This window comes from Blastococcus sp. SYSU DS0669, assembly GCF_054050895.1.
Genome location: NZ_JBJHAE010000038.1, coordinates 1 through 14,855, shown reverse-complemented (window position 1 = coordinate 14,855; position 14,855 = coordinate 1). Strand labels below are relative to the sequence as shown.

The 14,855-nt window shown below is 76.8% G+C and carries 18 protein-coding genes; 9 read left to right on the top strand and 9 right to left on the bottom strand.

What is annotated here, in order from left to right:
- Positions 1–634 (bottom strand): NAD(P)-dependent oxidoreductase (locus tag ACI792_RS20500; protein WP_456604215.1); only part of this gene is annotated, 634 nt, incomplete at its 3' end.
- 11 nt (positions 635–645) lie between these two features.
- The gene (gene cobC, locus ACI792_RS20495) at positions 646–1,722 is read right to left on the bottom strand and encodes an Rv2231c family pyridoxal phosphate-dependent protein CobC (RefSeq protein WP_456604214.1); all 1,077 of its coding nucleotides are present in this window, start codon (positions 1,720–1,722) and stop codon (positions 646–648) included.
- Between the two features lie 360 nt (positions 1,723–2,082).
- On the opposite strand from cobC, the gene ACI792_RS20490 reads away from it, so the two are divergent.
- Positions 2,083–3,144, top strand: coding sequence for an AbrB family transcriptional regulator (locus tag ACI792_RS20490; protein ID WP_456604213.1), 1,062 nt, complete (start codon positions 2,083–2,085; stop codon positions 3,142–3,144).
- Between the two features lie 62 nt (positions 3,145–3,206).
- Positions 3,207–3,503 carry a hypothetical protein gene (locus ACI792_RS20485; protein WP_456604212.1) on the top strand — a complete coding sequence of 99 codons (297 nt, stop codon included), beginning with the start codon at positions 3,207–3,209 and terminating at the stop codon, positions 3,501–3,503.
- A 7-nt stretch (positions 3,504–3,510) separates the two neighbouring features.
- On the opposite strand, the gene ACI792_RS20480 is transcribed toward ACI792_RS20485, so the two are convergent.
- Positions 3,511–4,026 carry a type II toxin-antitoxin system PemK/MazF family toxin gene (locus ACI792_RS20480; protein ID WP_456604211.1) on the bottom strand — a complete coding sequence of 172 codons (516 nt, stop codon included), beginning with the start codon at positions 4,024–4,026 and terminating at the stop codon, positions 3,511–3,513.
- 185 nt (positions 4,027–4,211) lie between these two features.
- Between ACI792_RS20480 and ACI792_RS20475 the strand changes: the two genes are divergently transcribed.
- The gene (locus ACI792_RS20475) at positions 4,212–4,409 is read left to right on the top strand and encodes a hypothetical protein (protein ID WP_456582673.1); all 198 of its coding nucleotides are present in this window, start codon (positions 4,212–4,214) and stop codon (positions 4,407–4,409) included.
- A 13-nt stretch (positions 4,410–4,422) separates the two neighbouring features.
- Here the strand turns inward: ACI792_RS20475 and ACI792_RS20470 are convergent, their stop codons facing one another.
- Complete coding sequence (locus ACI792_RS20470; protein WP_456604210.1) at positions 4,423–5,046, bottom strand: MSMEG_1061 family FMN-dependent PPOX-type flavoprotein; 624 nt, start codon at positions 5,044–5,046, stop codon at positions 4,423–4,425.
- 40 nt (positions 5,047–5,086) lie between these two features.
- Here ACI792_RS20470 and ACI792_RS20465 point away from each other — a divergent pair, with 40 nt between their 5' ends.
- Positions 5,087–5,476, top strand: coding sequence for an acyl-CoA thioesterase (locus ACI792_RS20465; protein ID WP_456604209.1), 390 nt, complete (start codon positions 5,087–5,089; stop codon positions 5,474–5,476).
- Here ACI792_RS20465 and ACI792_RS20460 read toward each other — a convergent pair.
- The 5 genes from ACI792_RS20460 to ACI792_RS20440 all read right to left on the bottom strand — a co-directional run bounded on the left by ACI792_RS20460 (position 5,463) and on the right by ACI792_RS20440 (position 11,208).
- On the bottom strand, positions 5,463–6,965 hold the full coding sequence (locus ACI792_RS20460; RefSeq protein ID WP_456604208.1) for a cobyric acid synthase: 1,503 nt from the start codon (positions 6,963–6,965) through the stop codon (positions 5,463–5,465). The genes ACI792_RS20465 and ACI792_RS20460 overlap by 14 nt on opposite strands.
- Positions 6,962–7,627: a lysophospholipid acyltransferase family protein gene (locus tag ACI792_RS20455; protein WP_456604207.1), complete on the bottom strand. Its 666-nt coding sequence runs from the start codon at positions 7,625–7,627 to the stop codon at positions 6,962–6,964. The genes ACI792_RS20460 and ACI792_RS20455 overlap by 4 nt, the downstream gene beginning before the upstream one ends.
- A 95-nt stretch (positions 7,628–7,722) precedes the next feature.
- The gene (locus ACI792_RS20450; protein ID WP_456604206.1) at positions 7,723–8,418 is read right to left on the bottom strand and encodes an ANTAR domain-containing protein; all 696 of its coding nucleotides are present in this window, start codon (positions 8,416–8,418) and stop codon (positions 7,723–7,725) included.
- 147 nt (positions 8,419–8,565) lie between these two features.
- Positions 8,566–10,014: a MocR-like transcription factor YczR gene (gene yczR / locus ACI792_RS20445; protein ID WP_456604205.1), complete on the bottom strand. Its 1,449-nt coding sequence runs from the start codon at positions 10,012–10,014 to the stop codon at positions 8,566–8,568.
- Between the two features lie 249 nt (positions 10,015–10,263).
- A complete protein-coding gene (locus ACI792_RS20440) occupies positions 10,264–11,208 on the bottom strand; it encodes a cobalamin biosynthesis protein (RefSeq protein WP_456604204.1) in 945 nt (314 codons plus the stop codon).
- Positions 11,209–11,273: 65 nt separating this feature from the next.
- On the opposite strand from ACI792_RS20440, the gene def reads away from it, so the two are divergent.
- The 5 genes from def to ACI792_RS20415 all read left to right on the top strand — a co-directional run bounded on the left by def (position 11,274) and on the right by ACI792_RS20415 (position 14,648).
- Positions 11,274–11,831 carry a peptide deformylase gene (gene def, locus ACI792_RS20435; protein ID WP_456582681.1) on the top strand — a complete coding sequence of 186 codons (558 nt, stop codon included), beginning with the start codon at positions 11,274–11,276 and terminating at the stop codon, positions 11,829–11,831.
- Positions 11,832–11,919: 88 nt separating this feature from the next.
- Complete coding sequence (locus tag ACI792_RS20430; RefSeq protein WP_456604203.1) at positions 11,920–12,414, top strand: FBP domain-containing protein; 495 nt, start codon at positions 11,920–11,922, stop codon at positions 12,412–12,414.
- Positions 12,415–12,457: 43 nt separating this feature from the next.
- Positions 12,458–13,636, top strand: a complete 1,179-nt coding sequence (locus ACI792_RS20425; protein WP_456604202.1) for a glucose-1-phosphate adenylyltransferase family protein — start codon at positions 12,458–12,460, stop codon at positions 13,634–13,636.
- A 38-nt stretch (positions 13,637–13,674) separates the two neighbouring features.
- Positions 13,675–13,998 (top strand): tetratricopeptide repeat protein, encoded by a 324-nt coding sequence (locus tag ACI792_RS20420; RefSeq protein WP_456604201.1) that lies wholly within the window; start codon positions 13,675–13,677, stop codon positions 13,996–13,998.
- Between the two features lie 134 nt (positions 13,999–14,132).
- Positions 14,133–14,648, top strand: a complete 516-nt coding sequence (locus ACI792_RS20415; RefSeq protein ID WP_456604200.1) for an FKBP-type peptidyl-prolyl cis-trans isomerase — start codon at positions 14,133–14,135, stop codon at positions 14,646–14,648.
- Positions 14,649–14,855: the final 207 nt, after the last annotated feature.

Here is a 14,855-nt window from a genome sequence, read left to right as displayed (position 1 = left end):
GGGGCAGGGAGGCGAGCAGGGGTTGGGGGCCGAGGTGGTCGGCGAGGACGACGTCGGCGGTGGCCAGGGCCTGGCGGCCGCGCACGGTGATCAGCCCGGGGTCACCGGGACCCCCACCCACCAGCACCACGCTGCCCGCGGGAGCCGGCCGGGCCGCGCGGTCGCGGATGCTGCCGTCGGTCAGCCCGGCCACGATCGCGTCCCGCACCCCGATCGCCCGCTGCGGGTCGCCGCCCCCGTGCACCCCCACCACCAGGTCGCCCTGCCGGCCGATCGCCGGGGTCCAGACGCTGGAGGCGGCGCGGTCGTCGGCCCGCGCGCAGAAGATGCGGGCGTGCTCCGCCTCGTCGGCCACCGCGGCGTTCACCGCGGGGTCGTCGGTGGCGGCGACGGCGTACCAGGCGCCGTCCAGGTCTCCGGGGCGGTAGGTGCGCCGGTGCCACGTCGTCCTGCCCGCCGCGGCCAGCGACTCGAGGGCCGGCGTGACCTCCGGGCTGACCACCGTCACCCGGGCGCGGGCCTCCAGCAGCCCGGCGACGCGCCGGTGGGCGACCCGGCCGCCGCCCACGACGACGACCGGCCGGTCGCGCAGTCGCAGGCCGACGGGGTAGACCGTGCCCGACTCGGGGGGCACCGGGGTGGCGTTCAGCGGATCTCCTCCGGGATGCCGGTCGGGATCTCCTCCGCGGAGCCCGGTCGAGGTGTCCGGGACAGGATCCCAGCGAGGTCCGCGGCGAAGGCCTGGGAGGTGCCGGGATCGCGCACCGCCACGCGCAGGTGGTCAGGGGTCAGGCCGGGGAACGAGTCGCCGCGGCGGACCGCCCAGCCGGCGGCGCGCAGGTCCGCGCGCACCCGGTCGCCGTCCGGCACGCGCAGCAGGACGAACGAGGAGCGGGGGTCGCCGAGGACCGCCACCTCCGGGGGCAGCACGGCGAGCAGCGTCGCCCGGTGACCGGTCAGCGCGACCGCCGCGTCGTGCGCCTCCGCGCGGGCCGCCGGGGTGGTGCAGGCGATCAGCGCGGCCAGCGCCGGGGTGCTCACCGGCCACGGGGGCTGCTGCCCGGCCAGGGCCGCGACGAGGTCCGGCGGCCCGAGGGCGTAGCCCACCCGGAGCCCGGCGAGGCCCCAGGTCTTGGTCAGGCTGCGCACCACGAGCAGGCCGGGCAGATCGGCCCGGCCGGCCAGGGACTGCGGTTCCCCGGGCACGGTGTCGGCGAACGCCTCGTCGACCACGAGCACCCGCCCCGGCCGCGCCAGCGCCGCGAGGTCGGCCGCCCGGTGCAGCACCGACGTCGGGTTGGTCGGGTTGCCGAGCACCACGAGGTCGGCGTCGTCGGGGACGACCGCGGGGTCCAGCCGGTAGCCGTCGGCCTCGCGGAGCAGCAGCCGGGTGACCGGGTGCCCAGCGGCCCGGAGCGCGGCCTCGGGCTCGGTGAACGAGGGGTGGACGACGACGGCGTGGCGGGGCCGCAGCGCCCGGGCCAGCAGCACGAACACCTCCGCGGCGCCGGCGGCCAGCAGCACCTCGGACGGGTGGCGGCCGTGCGCGGCGGCCACCGCGGCGCGGGCGGGGGAGAGGACGGGGTAGCCCGCGCTGTCGTCCAGCGCCTCCCGGAGCACCGCGCGCAGCCACGCGGGCGGGGTGCCGGCCCGCACGTTGACGGCGAGGTCGACGAGGCCGGGCGCCAGTTCGGCGTCGCCGTGGTGCCGCAGATCGGTCACGTCTCCTCTTCGCTGTCGCAACGGGCTCGGCGGCCATGAGACCACGTCGCGTGTAACAGGCGTGTGGCGTCACGTGACCGACGTTCCTGCTCGTCGCGTCGTGCTCCTTCGCCTCCCCGTGGCTGACGCTCGGTGCGCTGTGGTCCACCCGGCCGGCTCCGCGGGCTGATGGCGGTCGACCGTCGGCGGCGTCGCGCGTGCGCACCAGCCTGGCGCTGACGCAGACCGGGCGGGCGGCCTTCGGCGCCCACGTCGCCGAGCTGCGGTGCATCACCGGGGGGGGGGGGGGGTGACCGCCCGCACGCGCGCCCCCGCGCCCCGGCAGAGTGGTCGCCGGCGGGTGGGAGGAGCGGGGGGCTGATGCGGGGCCGGTGGGGTGCGCTGCTCGACGCGGCCGCCGTCGTCGCCGGCGCCGTCGGGCTGGCCCTGCTGCTCGGGCTCGCCGGCCTGCCCTCGCCCGCCCTCTTCGGGGGCCTGGTCGCCGGGCTCGTCCGGGCACTGGCGGTGCCCGCACCGGCCCGGGTGCCCGAGGGCCCGGGCACTGCCGCCCAGGCCGTCATAGGGGTGTCGATGGGTGCGCTGGTCGACGTCGGCACGCTGCGCGCGGTGGCCGCCGACTGGCTGCCGGTGCTGCTGGTCACCGTCGCGACGCTGCTGCTCAGCCTGGTGGCCGGGCTGGTGCTGCGGCTGCACCCGGGCATCACGCCGGTGACCGGGGCCTTCGCCATGATCGCCGGCGGCGCGTCCGGGATCGTCGTCATGGCCCGCGAGCTCGGCGCCGACGAGCGGATGGTCGCGGTGCTGCAGTACCTGCGCGTGCTGCTCATCGTCCTGCTCATGCCGGTCGTGGCCACCACCGCCTACGGCGCCGCCGCCGGGGCGGGGCTGGCCCCCGAGGGCTCCGGTGGGCCGGGGTGGCCGGCCGGCCTGGTGTTCACGGCGGCCTGCGCGGTGGTGGGCCTGGTCGCGGGCCGGCTGCTGCGGGTGCCCGTCGCAGCGCTGCTCGGCCCGCTGGTGGTGGCCGCGGTGGCCGACCTGACCGGCCTCGCCGGCGGCGCGAGCGTGCCGGTGCCCGTGGAGAGCGCCGCCTTCCTCGTCATCGGCCTGCAGGTGGGCGTCAGCTTCACCCGCGGCAGCCTGCGCACCATCGGGCGGGTCCTGCCGCTGGCGCTGGCCATCGTGCTGGTCCTGGTGCTGGCGTGCGCCGGGCTCGGCGGCCTGCTGGCGGCCGCCACCGGGGCGAGCGCGCTGGACGGGTACCTGGCCACCACCCCCGGTGGTCTCTACGCGGTGCTGGCCACCGCCCGCGACTCCGGCGCCGACACCACCTTCGTCCTGGCGGTGCAGGTGCTGCGGCTGTTCGTGATGCTCTTCAGCGCCCCGCTCGTGGCGCGCCTGCTCCGGCGGCCGGCGCCGGGCTGACCGGCCGATTCCCCGGTCCGCCGGTCGGGGGCCTGACGTGCGCCGGTGACGCGCCTACCCTCGTGGACCGGCGCACGAGCGGGAGGAGAGCGGAGCTGTCCGAGGAGAACGCGGCCACCACGGGGGCCGGGGCCGACGACGCGGTGCTGCTGTTCGTCGGCGGCCCGCTCGACGGGCGCGTGCAGATCCGGGAGGCCCGGCACGGTGACCCGCTGCCGACGGTCACCCACGTCCACCTCCACGGCGGGCCCAAGGTCGTGCACCGCTACGACCTGGAGCCGATCGGCGACGGCGTCGGCGTCTACAACCTGCGCCCCCCGGTGCGGCGGCCGGCGCGGGACGAGTCGGTCGCGGACTGACCCCGCGTCACCAGCCCTGCACGCGACGGGCCTCGGCCACGACGCGGTCGAACCGGGCCCGGTCCAGCGCGGCGCCCTCGCGGCGGACGGTCGCCGGGTCCAGCACCAGCAGCCGGTCCAGCCGCACCTCGCTGGGGCGGCCCCGCGGGTCCCAGCCGCCGGTGCCGATGTCGGTCCACGACCGGCCGTGGCGCGCCTCGTCGGTGGCGTCCCGGTCGTGGTCGCGGCTGGTGAGCATCAGGCCCAGGAGGTCGTCGTCCCGCCGGCCGATGACCAGCACCGGCCGGTCCTTGCCCCGGCCGTCGTCCTCCTCGTAGGGCACCCACGCCCACACGACCTCGCCGGGATCGGGGCGGCCGTCGTCGCGCGGGCGGTAGTCGACGTCGGGCGCGCCGGTGCGTCGTGGCCGGGCCGACGTCGCCGGGCGCCGGCGCACCTCGCCGGGCGTGGGGGTCCGCAGCAGGCGCAGCACGCGCCCGGCGGTCCGCGCCGCCGTCCGCCCGAGCCGCCGGAGAGAGGCCATGCCGAGCACCGTACGGAGCCCTCGCCACCGCCGCCGCGGACGTGGCCGAGGACACAGGAGCATCACCGCTCGTCCCATGTGACCCATCGGCACCAATCGGTCACAGTCGGGGTTGGCCGGGGCGGTCCGGGGGCAACCATGGAGCTGCGGGAGCGTGGCGGCGCCCCGGGAGAGGGGGGCTCCACATGACTTCGGCCGAACCGGCGCGCCCCGCCGCCCCGCGGGCGCGGGAGGTCAAGGCGAGCGTGCTCGCGGCGTTCCAGCTGGTGGAGGACGCGCGCTACCTCGGCTCGAGCCGCAGACGACGCCGGCTGCGCATGCGCGCGATGGCCGAACGCGCCGTCGCCGACCGGAAGCTCGCCCGGGACCTGCGCGCCGGCTGAGGCCGGCTCCTCCTCACAGCTCCTGGGCGAGCTCCGCCCGGATGGTGGCGTCGTCGGGCAGGTCGTCGGCCAGCGCGCAGTGGTCCTTGAGCACCCGGCCGAACGGGGTGAGCACCTTCGGATCGATCCGCTTCGCCGGGTCCCACAGGCCCGAGCGCATAACCGACTTGGGGCACTGGAAGTACGCCCGCCGGACCTCCAGGACCAGCACCGACAGCGGCGCGCGCCCGAACTCGGCGAGGTCCAGCGGGAGGTCGCCGGGCGGGACGAGCGACGCCGTCCCGTACACGCGCAGCGTCTGCTCGACGCCGGGAACCAGGAACATCAGCGCGGCGCGTGGGTTCACCGCCACGTTGCGCAGGCTGTCCACCCGGTTGTTGCCCGGCCGGTCCGGCAGCACGAGCCGGTGCTCGTCGAGGACGTGGACGAACCCCGGGTCGCCCCCGCGAGGGGAGACGTCCGGCCAGCCCTCCGCGTCGGCGGTGGCCAGCGTCGCGAAGGGGGAGTGCGCGATGAACTCCCGGCAGTGGGTGTCCAGGTGGTCGATCACCTTGTCCAGCACCAGGCCACCCGGCGTCCGGTAGCCGGCGAGCACCGGGCCGTCGGTGGGCGGCGGAGGCAGCGGAGCGGCGGGCACGCGACGACGGTAGACGGTCGCCCGGCTAGCGTGGCGCCTCGTGCCGCAGGTGTGGAGCTCTCCCGTCCGATACGTCGAGTGCGACCAGCAGGGCGTCGTCTTCAACGCCCACTACCTGACGTGGGCCGACGAGGCGTCCAACAGGTGGTGGGCCGCGCACCGGCTCGACTGGGACGACCTGGTCGCCCGTGGCGTGGACCCGCTGGTCAAGGCGAGCTCGCTGGAGTGGATGTCGTCGGCCCGCTGGGGCGACACCGTCGTGGTGGACGCCGAGACGGAGAAGGTGGGCCGAACCAGCGTGACGGTGCGCTTCACCGTGCGCGTGGGCGAGCGGGTGTGCTGCGTCGTCCGCACCACCTACGTCGCGATCGCCGGCGGCCGCGCCACCCCGTGGCCGGACGACGTGCGGGCGCGGCTCACCGAGGGCTGAAGCCCGAGCCCGGCGGCAGCAGCGGGAGGCCCGCGGGCGGCCCGTCCTCGATGAGCCGCCACAGGGCGTCGGTGTCGGCGTGCTCGGCGACGAGGTCGCCCAGGCGGTCCAGCCGGGCCTCGCGCACCGCCGCGAACTCCGTCGCCGGTGCCGGCACGAACCGGCGGCCGGTGATCCGGGCGACCTCGGTCAGGAAGGCGCGGCGGAAGCCGTCGTTCTCGAGCGCGCCGTGCCACGTCGTCCCGAAGACCGCGCCCACCCGGGCTCCGTCGAGGAAGGGCTCGGCGTCGCCGTCGACGGTGACGACCCCGTGGTGGATCTCGTAGCCGTGCACCGTCTCGCCGAGGGCGCTGCCCACCGGGCGGGCCAGCGTCTTCCCCGGGGCGAAGCGGACGTCCGCGGGCAGCAGTCCGAGCCCCGCCACCGTGCCCGCCCGCGACTCGACCTCGTCGGTGATCGTGCGCGCCAGCATCTGGTGGCCGCCGCAGATGCCGAGCACCGGTGCGCCGTCCGCCGCCCGGCGCAGCACCGCGTCGGCGAGGCCGGTGCTGCGCAACCAGGCCAGGTCGGCGACGGTCGCGCGGCTGCCCGGCAGCACCACCAGGTCGGCGTCGGCGAGCTCCTCCGGGCGGGTGGCGTACCGCACCAGCACCCCGGGCTCGGCGGCGAGCGCGTCGAGGTCGGTGAAGTTGGACAGGCGGGGCACGCGCGCCACCGCGACGCGCAGCACGTCCTCGCCGACGGGTGCCGTCCCCGACGGCGCCGTGGGCACGTTCAGCGAGTCCTCGACGTCGATCTCCAGCCCGGCGGCCCAGGGCAGGACGCCGAGGGTCGGCCGGCCGGTGAGCGCCGTGAGCTGGTCCAGCCCGGGGCGCAGCAGGCGGACGTCGCCGCGGAACTTGTTGACCAGGAAGCCGGCGACCAGCCGCTGGTCGGCCGGCGGCATGAGCGCCACCGTGCCGTGCAGGGCGGCGAAGACGCCGCCCCTGTCGATGTCGCCCACCACGACGACGGGCAGGCCGGCGGCGGTGGCGAGCCCCATGTTCGCGATGTCGTCGGCCCGCAGGTTGATCTCGGTGGGGGAGCCGGCGCCCTCGCAGACGACGACGTCGAACCTCGACCGCAGGTCGGCCAGCGACTGGAGGACCTGCTCCAGCAGGGCGGCCTTCATGGGCCGGTAGGAGAGCGCGGTCACGTCGGCCACGGGGCGGCCCAGGACCACGACCTGGCTGGAGTTCTCACCGCCTGGCTTGAGCAGCACCGGGTTCATGGCCGCCTCGGGCTCGACCCGGGCCGCCGCGGCCTGCATCACCTGGGCGCGCCCGATCTCGGCCCCGTCGAGGGTGACCATGGAGTTGTTGCTCATGTTCTGCGCCTTGAACGGGGCCACCGACACGCCCTGGCGCACCAGCCACCGGCAGATCCCCGCGGTGACGACCGACTTGCCGGCGTCGGAGGTCGTGCCGGCGACGAGGAGCGCCCCGCTCACGCCGTCTCGCGGGGGGCGTCCCAGCCGGCCTTCTCCTGCCCGGAGAGCTCCGCGATCGCCAGCATGATCCGGTCGGTCACCTCGCGGCGGGCGCGGTTGCGGTTGGCCTGGCCCGCGAACTCCGGGAAGGTCAGCGGCTCGCCGAAGGTGATGGCGATGCGGTGCGGCCGGGGCCAGCGGGCGCCGACCGGCTGCACCCGGTCGGTGCCGCGCACCGCGACCGGGACGACCGGGCAGTCGGCGGTCAGCGCCAGCCAGGCCACGCCGGTCTTGCCACGGGCCAGTCGGCCGTCCTTGGAGCGGGTGCCCTCGGGGTAGAGGCCGAAGGCGGTGCCGCCCCGCAGGATCCCCAGGGCGGTGTCCAGGGCGGCTTGCGCGGCCCGGTGGGTCTCCCGCTCGACCGGGTAGGCGCCGAGGGCGGTGAACAGCGTGCGGGTGAGCCACCCGCCGACCCCCCGGCCGGTGAAGTACTCGGCCTTGGCCAGGTAGGCGACCCGGCGCGGGGCGGCCAGCGGGATCGCGATGCTGTCGATGAAGGACAGGTGGTTGCTGGCGAGGATCACCGGGCGGTCGAGCGGCACGTTCTCGCGCCCGGTGATCGTCGGCCGGCACATGAGGAAGAACAGCGGCCGCAGGACGAACCGGGCCAGGACGTAGAACATCGCAGGCTCCCTCCTCGGCGGCTCCGGGAGCCGCGACCCCGGACACCGCGGGCTGCCCCGATCCTGCCGGACCCCGCTCGGTGGCAGGGCGGCGGCTACCCCGGGGGGCAGGCGTCGCGGAGGATGGCGCGCACGTCGTCGGGCAGGCCGCAGCGCCCCGTGGCCGAGTCGGTGATCGTCTGGGCGACGTCCCGCACCTTCCGGTGGGTGTTGCTGGAGATGTGCGCCAGCAGGTCGAACGCCGCCTGCTCGGCGCAGCCGGTGAGCAGCATGAGGATGCCCTTGGCCTGCTCGATGACCGCCCGGCTGACCATGGCCACCCGCAGCTGCTCGACCTCGGTCAGGAGCGCCTCCGTCCCGGCCGGGGCGGGTGCGGGGGGACGCGCGCCGGTGAGGTCGACGCAGAGGCCCTCCACCGCGCGCACCTCACCGGCGTCGTCCCGGTCCGGCTCGCCGACCAGCAGCACCGGACGCGGCCTCCCGGCGGGGCGCCGCACGTGCGTCTCGACGGCGAACGGATGCCCGGCGGAGAGCGCGGCGAGCACCCGGGCGCCGTCGTCGGGCTCCTGGACGGCGAGCAGGGTCTCGGTGGAGGGCGCGGCGTCCGCGCCGATCAGCGCCTGCATCTCGGGGGACCACCACCACTGCCCGGTGTGCCGGTCGAAGCGGTAGCGGCCGGCGACCGGGGAGGACCGCGCGGGGTGCCGGGTGACGGTGCGGCGGGTGTCCTGGCCCCGGGCGTGGGGGGACCGCGTGTCGGGACGGGAACGGGGGAGCGCCGGTGACGACATGGTCGACCTCCTCGGCGGAGGCGTGCCGTTGCCGGCAGGCCCGGGCTGCCGGAGTCTCGACACCCCGGGGCCCCGGCCCCGCGAAGGACCGGACCTCCCGAATGCATGGACGGTACGTCCCCTCGGCGGTGCCTGCAGCAGCTGGGCTCAGACGACGGTGAGCGGGCGCGGCGGGGCGACGGTGCGTGTGGTGGCGCGGGACTGCTGGTCCAGCCGGGCCAGCACGCCGACGGCCGCGCGGAGGCGCTCCGGGGGCAGCGTGAACGGCAGGCGGAGGTGGTCGTCGAAGGCGTGCCCGGTGCCGAACGCCCGGCCGTCGGCGAGGAGGAGGCCGACGTCGGCGGCGGCCGAGGTCAGCGCCGCCGAACTGGTCCCCGGCGGCAGGCGGCACCAGGCGGAGAGCCCGCCGGCGGGGGACGGCGCGGTCCATGCGGGCAGCCGCGCCGCCAGCTCGGCGAGGAGGACGTCGCGCCGCTCCCGGAGCTGGGCCCGCCGGTGCTCGAGGATCTCGTCCAGCTGCCGCACGAGCACCGTGGCCGCCAGCTGGTCGAGCACCCCGACCGAGAGCTGGCGCCGGCTGAGCGCCTGGCCCAGCCGGGCGGCGAGCGCCGGCTCCGTCCGGAGCCAGCCGATGCGCAGCCCACCCCACACCGCCTTGGACAGCCCGCCGACGGTGACCGTCGCCGCGTCGGGGACACCGGCGGCGAACGGCGGCGGGGGCGGGCCGTCCAGCTCCAGCCCGGCGGCGACCTCGTCGACCAGGGTGAGGACCCCGTGCTGCCAGAGGGTCGCGGCCACCCGTCGGCGGCCGGTCGCCGAGAGGCCGGCGCCGGTCGGGTTCGAGCAGTCGGGCATGAGGTACGCCATGCGCGGGCTGCTCTGCCGCGCGACCAGCTGGGCGGTGCCGACGAGGGCGTCCGGATCGGCGGGATCGACCGCCGCGGGGACGCAGCGTCCCCCGGCCGCGGTGACCAGCCCCACCGCGCCGGGGTACGTGGGGTGCTCGACCAGGACCCGGTCACCGGGCTCCAGCAGGGTGCCGAGGACGAGGGCGGCCGCGTCCCCGACGCCCGCGGTGATCACCACCTGCTCCGCGTCGGTCGGCAGGCCGCGCCCGGTGAACCAGGCGGCGACGGCCGACCGCAGCTGCGGCAGCCCGCTGGGCGCGTAGCCGTGGCCGCCCACGTGCACCGGCAGCTCGCCGAGCGCCTGCTCGTAGGCCGGCAGGAGCTGGGGCGCCGCCTCGGGAGCGGCGTGCGCGAGGTCCAGCACACCGGGGGCGGTGCTGGGCGGCGTCCAGCCGGACCGGACGTCGGGCAGCGCGGTCACCGTCCCCGACCCGTGCCGCGTGCGGGCGAACCCCTGCTCGCGCAGCACCCGGTAGGCCGAGGCGACGGTGACGCGGCTGAGGTCCAGCGCGGCGGCGAGCTCCCGCTCGGCGGGCAGCCGCACCCCGGCGGGGAGCGAGCCGGCGGCGAGCAGGTCGCGGACGCGGTGGGCCAGGCCCGTGTAGCGGGGGGTGGTCAGCCCTTCCACGGGGCCGACGAGCGCGGCCAGCTCGCGGGCACCGGTGGACCGCTCTGGACCAGGTGGCATGTGGCCACCATGCCGGATTGGCCTGCCGAACGCCAGCCCGGGTAGTGCCACTGTGGACGGCGTGGATGCAGGTGGAACCGTCGCGTTGGTGCTCGTCCTGCTGGGGTTGGGATACCTCTCGGTGTCCACGCTCCTCGTGACGCTGCGGGGTGGCCGCGGACCGGGTGATCCGCCGGCCAGCCACCCCCGGGTGGACCCGGCCGGCTTCCCCGCGGTGTCGGCGCCCCGCGGCGCGGTGCGCGGCCGCCGTCAGGGGCGCGACCGGCGGGCCAGCGTCGCCAGGACCGCCGCGGCGGTCCACACCGCGCGGGAGAGGGCCACCGCGCGCGGGATGTCCGCGGCCGCCGGCGGCCGGCCGTCTCCCAGCGCCGGCCGCTCCTCGACGCGGCTGCCGTAGACGTTGCGGCCGCCCAGGCGCAGGCCGAGCGCGCCGGCCAGCGAGGCCTCGCAGCGCCCCGAGTTGGGGCTGGGGTGGGCGGCGCCGTCGCGGCGCCAGACGCGCAGCGCACCGGCGGCCGAGCCGCCCACCAGCGGGGCGCAGCCGACCGTCAGCGCCGCCGTCAGCCGGGCCGGGACCCAGTTCGCGACGTCGTCCGCGCGGGCCGCGGCCCAGCCGAACCGGGCGTACCGCGCCGACCGGTGCCCGACCATGGCGTCGAGGGTGTTCACCGCCCGGTAGCCCAGCAGTCCCGGCACGCCCGCCACCGCTCCCCAGAACAGCGGGGCGACGGCGGCGTCGGAGGTGTTCTCGGCGACCGACTCCACCGTCGCGCGGGCCAGTTCGCCCTCCCCGAGCCCGCGCGGGTCGCGCCCGGCCAGCCCGGGCAGCGTGGCGCGGGCCGCGGGCAGGTCGCCGGCGGCCAGCGCCGCGTGCATCGAGCCGGCCACCCGCCCGAGCGACGTCCCGCCCAGGACGGCCCAGGTCGCGGCCGCCGTCACGACCGTGCGCAGCGCCGGGGAGGAGCGGGTGGCGCGGTCGGCGGCCACCCCGAGCGCGGTCGCACCCCCGACGACGACGGCCCAGTGGCCGAGGCCTGCGGCGCGGGAGTCGCGCCACGCGCGCCGCTCCAGCGCGGCGGCGGCGCGGCCCAGACCGGCCACCGGGTGACCCCGCCGGGGATCGGCGAGCGCGAGGTCGGCCAGCGCGCCGAGGCCCAGCCCCAGCGCGGTCGCGGGATCGGGGGTCGGGCGCACCCCGGCATCGTGCCAAGCGCCCGGCGGGGGCCCGTCCGCCGGTGGGGCGTCCCTAGGATCGCCGCATGCGCTTGTTCGGCCGTTACGACGGCGTCGCCCGGCCGATCGTGACCTACGGCAGCGACCCCGTCCTGCACCGCCGCTGCACCGAGGTCACCGTCTTCGACGACGCGCTGCGGCGGCTGGTGCTCGACATGTTCGCCAGCATGGAGGCCGCCGACGGCGTCGGGCTGGCCGCCAACCAGATCGGCGTGGACGCCCGCGTCTTCGTCATCGACTGCCCGGACGCCGACGGCGAGGACGTCATCGGCTACGTGGTCAACCCCGTCCTGACGACGCTCCCGCCGGTCGGCGACGACCCGGCGGAGGAGGTCACCGAGGAGGGCTGCCTGTCGGTGCCGGGCCCCTACGCCGAGCTGCCACGCGCCTTCCGGGCACGGGTGGACGGCGTCGACCTGCACGGCGACCCGGTGACGATCGAGGCCACCGGCATGGCCGCCCGCTGCTTGCAGCACGAGGTGGACCACCTCGACGGCACCGTCTACGTCGACCGCCTCCCGGCCGAGCAGCGCGACCGGCTGCTGGCCGAGGCGGCCGGGCCGGGCGGTGAGCTCCCCGCCTGAGCGGCCTGCCGAAAACCAGGTGAGCGCACGGGGCCGATCACCGAGGATCCTCGGTCGGCACCCGCACCACCAGAGAGAGGCACCACCGGTGACACCGCTGTCCGAGGCCGAGGTCCGGCGCTCGTTCGTCAACTGCTCGCGCGGCGAGGCGAGGACCCTCACGCTCCCGGAGGACTTCCGCGAGCTCGACTGGGCCGAGCACGAGGTGCTCGGCTGGCGCGACCCCAGGGCGCCGCTGCGGGGCTACCTGGTGGCGCAGGTCGACGACGGGACCGTCGGCATCGCCGTCCGGGCCGCCGAGAGCCGCATGTCCGGCCGGACGGCGGCGATGTGCCTGCTCTGCCAGACGGCGCAGTCCGGCGACGCCGTCTCGCTGTTCACCGCGCGCCGCACCGGGGACGCCGGCCGCAACGGCAACACCGTGGGCACCTACATCTGCGCGGACCTGCGCTGCTCCCCGCGGGTGCGCACGGAGATCCCTCCGTGGCTGCGCGACCGCGACCCCGCGGAGGTGGTCGCCGAGCGGGCCGCGCAGCTGCACGAGCGGATCGCCGGGTTCGTCGGCTCCGTACGGGGGCGCTGACAGCGGCGGGTGCGCGGCCCGGCGACGGGGTAGCGAGCCGCGCATGGCGCTCCCCAAGGTCCTCGTGCTCGTGCTCGCCGGTGGCAAGGGCAACCGGTTGGAACTGCTCACCGAGCAGCGGGCCAAGCCCGCCGTCCCTTTCGCCGGGGTCTACCGGCTGATCGACTTCCCGCTGTCGAACTGCGAGCACTCGTCGATCGCCGACGTGTGGGTGTCGGTGCAGTACCAGCCGCAGTCGGTGAACGAGCACCTGGGCGGCGGTCGCCCCTGGGACCTGGACCGCACGAACGGCGGCCTCATGATGCTGCCGCCGTTCCAGGGCAGCGAGCGGGGCGGTTTCACCGAGGGCACCGCCGACGGCTTGTGGCGGCAGTCCGAGCTGATCCGGCAGTTCGCCCCCGACGCGCTCGTGGTCGTGAGCTCCGACGCCGTCTACAAGTTGGACTACCGCGACGTCGTCGACAGCCACCTCGGCTCCGGTGCCGAGGTGACGATGGTGACCACCGAGGTCGAGGCGGACGACGCCTCCCGCTACGGAATCGTCGAGGTCGGTGCGGGGGGCCGGGTGACCGGCTACGCCTACAAGCCCGACGACCCGGCGACGACGACGGCGACCAACGAGGTGTTCGTCTTCTCCCCGGAGCCCACGCTGGACCGGCTGGAGGCGCTGAGCCGCGATGTCGGCGAGGAGGGCCTGGAGGACCTCGGCGACCACCTGCTTCCGGCGCAGACGAAGGACGGGCTGGCCCGCGCCTACCCGCTGGACGGCTACTGGCGCGATGTCGGCACCATCGAGTCCTACTGGCGGACGAACCGCGAGTTCCTCGACGAGAAGCCGCCGCTGGACCTCGACGACCCGCGCTGGCCCGTGCACACCCGGGGCGGGCGGCACAGCGCCGCCCGGGTGCTCGACGACGGGAGGATCGAGAACAGCCTGCTCTCCGGCGGTACCCGGATCTCCGGCAACGTGCGCGGCTCGGCGCTCTCCCCGGGCGTGGTGGTCGAACGCGGCGCCACCGTCGTCGACTCCGTGCTGCTGCCGGGCGTCCGGGTCCGGGCCGGGGCGACCGTGACCCGCGCGGTGCTCGACGACGGGGTCGACGTCGGGAGCGGCGCGTCGGTCGGTGGGGACGGCGACATCGCGCTGGTCGGGCGCCGGGCCCGGGTGGCCGACGGTACCGAGCTGGCCGCGGGCGCCCGCTACCCCGAACCGGAGGAGTGAGCGGGAAGTGCTCCTGCCCCGCCCGCGTTGCGCGGGGCATGACCCAGCCCATCGACCTGCACTCGGAGTTCCTCCGCGCCGACCTGCTGCTGAACATGGGGCAGCCCGACGCGGCCGCGCGGCTCCTGCAGCCGGTCGTCGACGCCGAGCCGCGCAACGAGGCGGCGCTGGAACTGCTCGCCCGCGCCTACTACGGCTCCGCGCAGCTGCGCCCGGCCGAGGACGCGCTGGCGCGGCTGGTGGAGCTCGCGCCCAGCAACGGCTGGGCGCGCCGCGCGCTGGCCCGCACGCTCGAACGGCAGAGCCGCGGCCAGGAGGCGGCGGTGCACCACCGCCTGGCCGACGCCCTCGGCGTCGCCTGACCGCGGTCCGCGGGCGGCCCGGGCGGTTCTGGGACGATGGCTCCCGGGGCCCGAGCCGCCCCGCCGCCCTGCCCGCGGCGAGCGCCGACCGCCTCGCCGGCCCGACACGAGCGCCCGCTCGGCCAGGAGTACCGATGACCCGCCGCACCGTCCCGGGGGCGCTGCTCGCCCTCACCCTGTCCGTCGTCCTGACCGCCTGCGGTGGGGAGGACGCGTCGCCGTCGGCGTCCGAGGACCCGACGTCGGTGGTCGCGGAGCAGATCAGCACCGACCTCTCGGAGGCCCCCGAGGTGCCCGCCTCCGACGCCCCCGCGCCGACCGAGCTCGTCGTCGAGGACGTCGTGCGGGGGAACGGGGCGGAGGCCGTGGAGGGCAGCACCGTGGCGGTCAAGTACGTGGGCGGGTTCTACGAGACCGGCGAGGAGTTCGACTCCTCCTGGAGCCGCGGGGCGGACGAGACGCTGCCCGTCACCCTCGGCGCCGGCCAGGTGATCCCGGGCTTCGACCAGGGGATCACCGGCATGCAGGTCGGTGGCCGGCGAGTCATCACCATCCCCAGCGAGCTCGGCTACGGCGACGCCGACCGCGGCCCCATCCCCGGCGGCTCGACGCTGGTGTTCGTGGTCGACCTGGTGGAGGTCAGCAGCTGACCGGCGGATGGCCTCAGACCTGCGCGGAGTGACGACACGCCGCGCCACGCCGGGAGGACACGCCGTCGTCGCGTCGGCCGGTGAGCCGGTGGGCACCTGCTCGCCATGAGCATCCTCGGAAAGTTGATGGGCACGGCGCAGAGCGCGACGCGGGGTGGGCGCGGCACGGGCAGGGCGGCGGCCGGGCGCGGCATGGGCCGCGCCACG

Excerpts from the sequence above, each read along its gene's own strand:
- ACI792_RS20480 (WP_456604211.1), bottom strand. The coding sequence starts at position 4,026 with ATGGCCTCTCTCCGGCGGCTCGGGCGGACGGCGGCGCGGACCGCCGGG.
- ACI792_RS20455 (WP_456604207.1), bottom strand. The coding sequence starts at position 7,627 with ATGTTCTACGTCCTGGCCCGGTTCGTCCTGCGGCCGCTGTTCTTCCTC.
- ACI792_RS20420 (WP_456604201.1), top strand. The coding sequence starts at position 13,675 with ATGACCCAGCCCATCGACCTGCACTCGGAGTTCCTCCGCGCCGACCTG.
- ACI792_RS20415 (WP_456604200.1), top strand. The coding sequence starts at position 14,133 with ATGACCCGCCGCACCGTCCCGGGGGCGCTGCTCGCCCTCACCCTGTCC.
- yczR (WP_456604205.1), bottom strand. The coding sequence starts at position 10,014 with ATGCCACCTGGTCCAGAGCGGTCCACCGGTGCCCGCGAGCTGGCCGCG.
- def (WP_456582681.1), top strand. The coding sequence starts at position 11,274 with ATGCGCTTGTTCGGCCGTTACGACGGCGTCGCCCGGCCGATCGTGACC.
- ACI792_RS20475 (WP_456582673.1), top strand. The coding sequence starts at position 4,212 with ATGACTTCGGCCGAACCGGCGCGCCCCGCCGCCCCGCGGGCGCGGGAG.
- ACI792_RS20450 (WP_456604206.1), bottom strand. The coding sequence starts at position 8,418 with ATGTCGTCACCGGCGCTCCCCCGTTCCCGTCCCGACACGCGGTCCCCC.
- ACI792_RS20425 (WP_456604202.1), top strand. The coding sequence starts at position 12,458 with ATGGCGCTCCCCAAGGTCCTCGTGCTCGTGCTCGCCGGTGGCAAGGGC.
- ACI792_RS20490 (WP_456604213.1), top strand. The coding sequence starts at position 2,083 with ATGCGGGGCCGGTGGGGTGCGCTGCTCGACGCGGCCGCCGTCGTCGCC.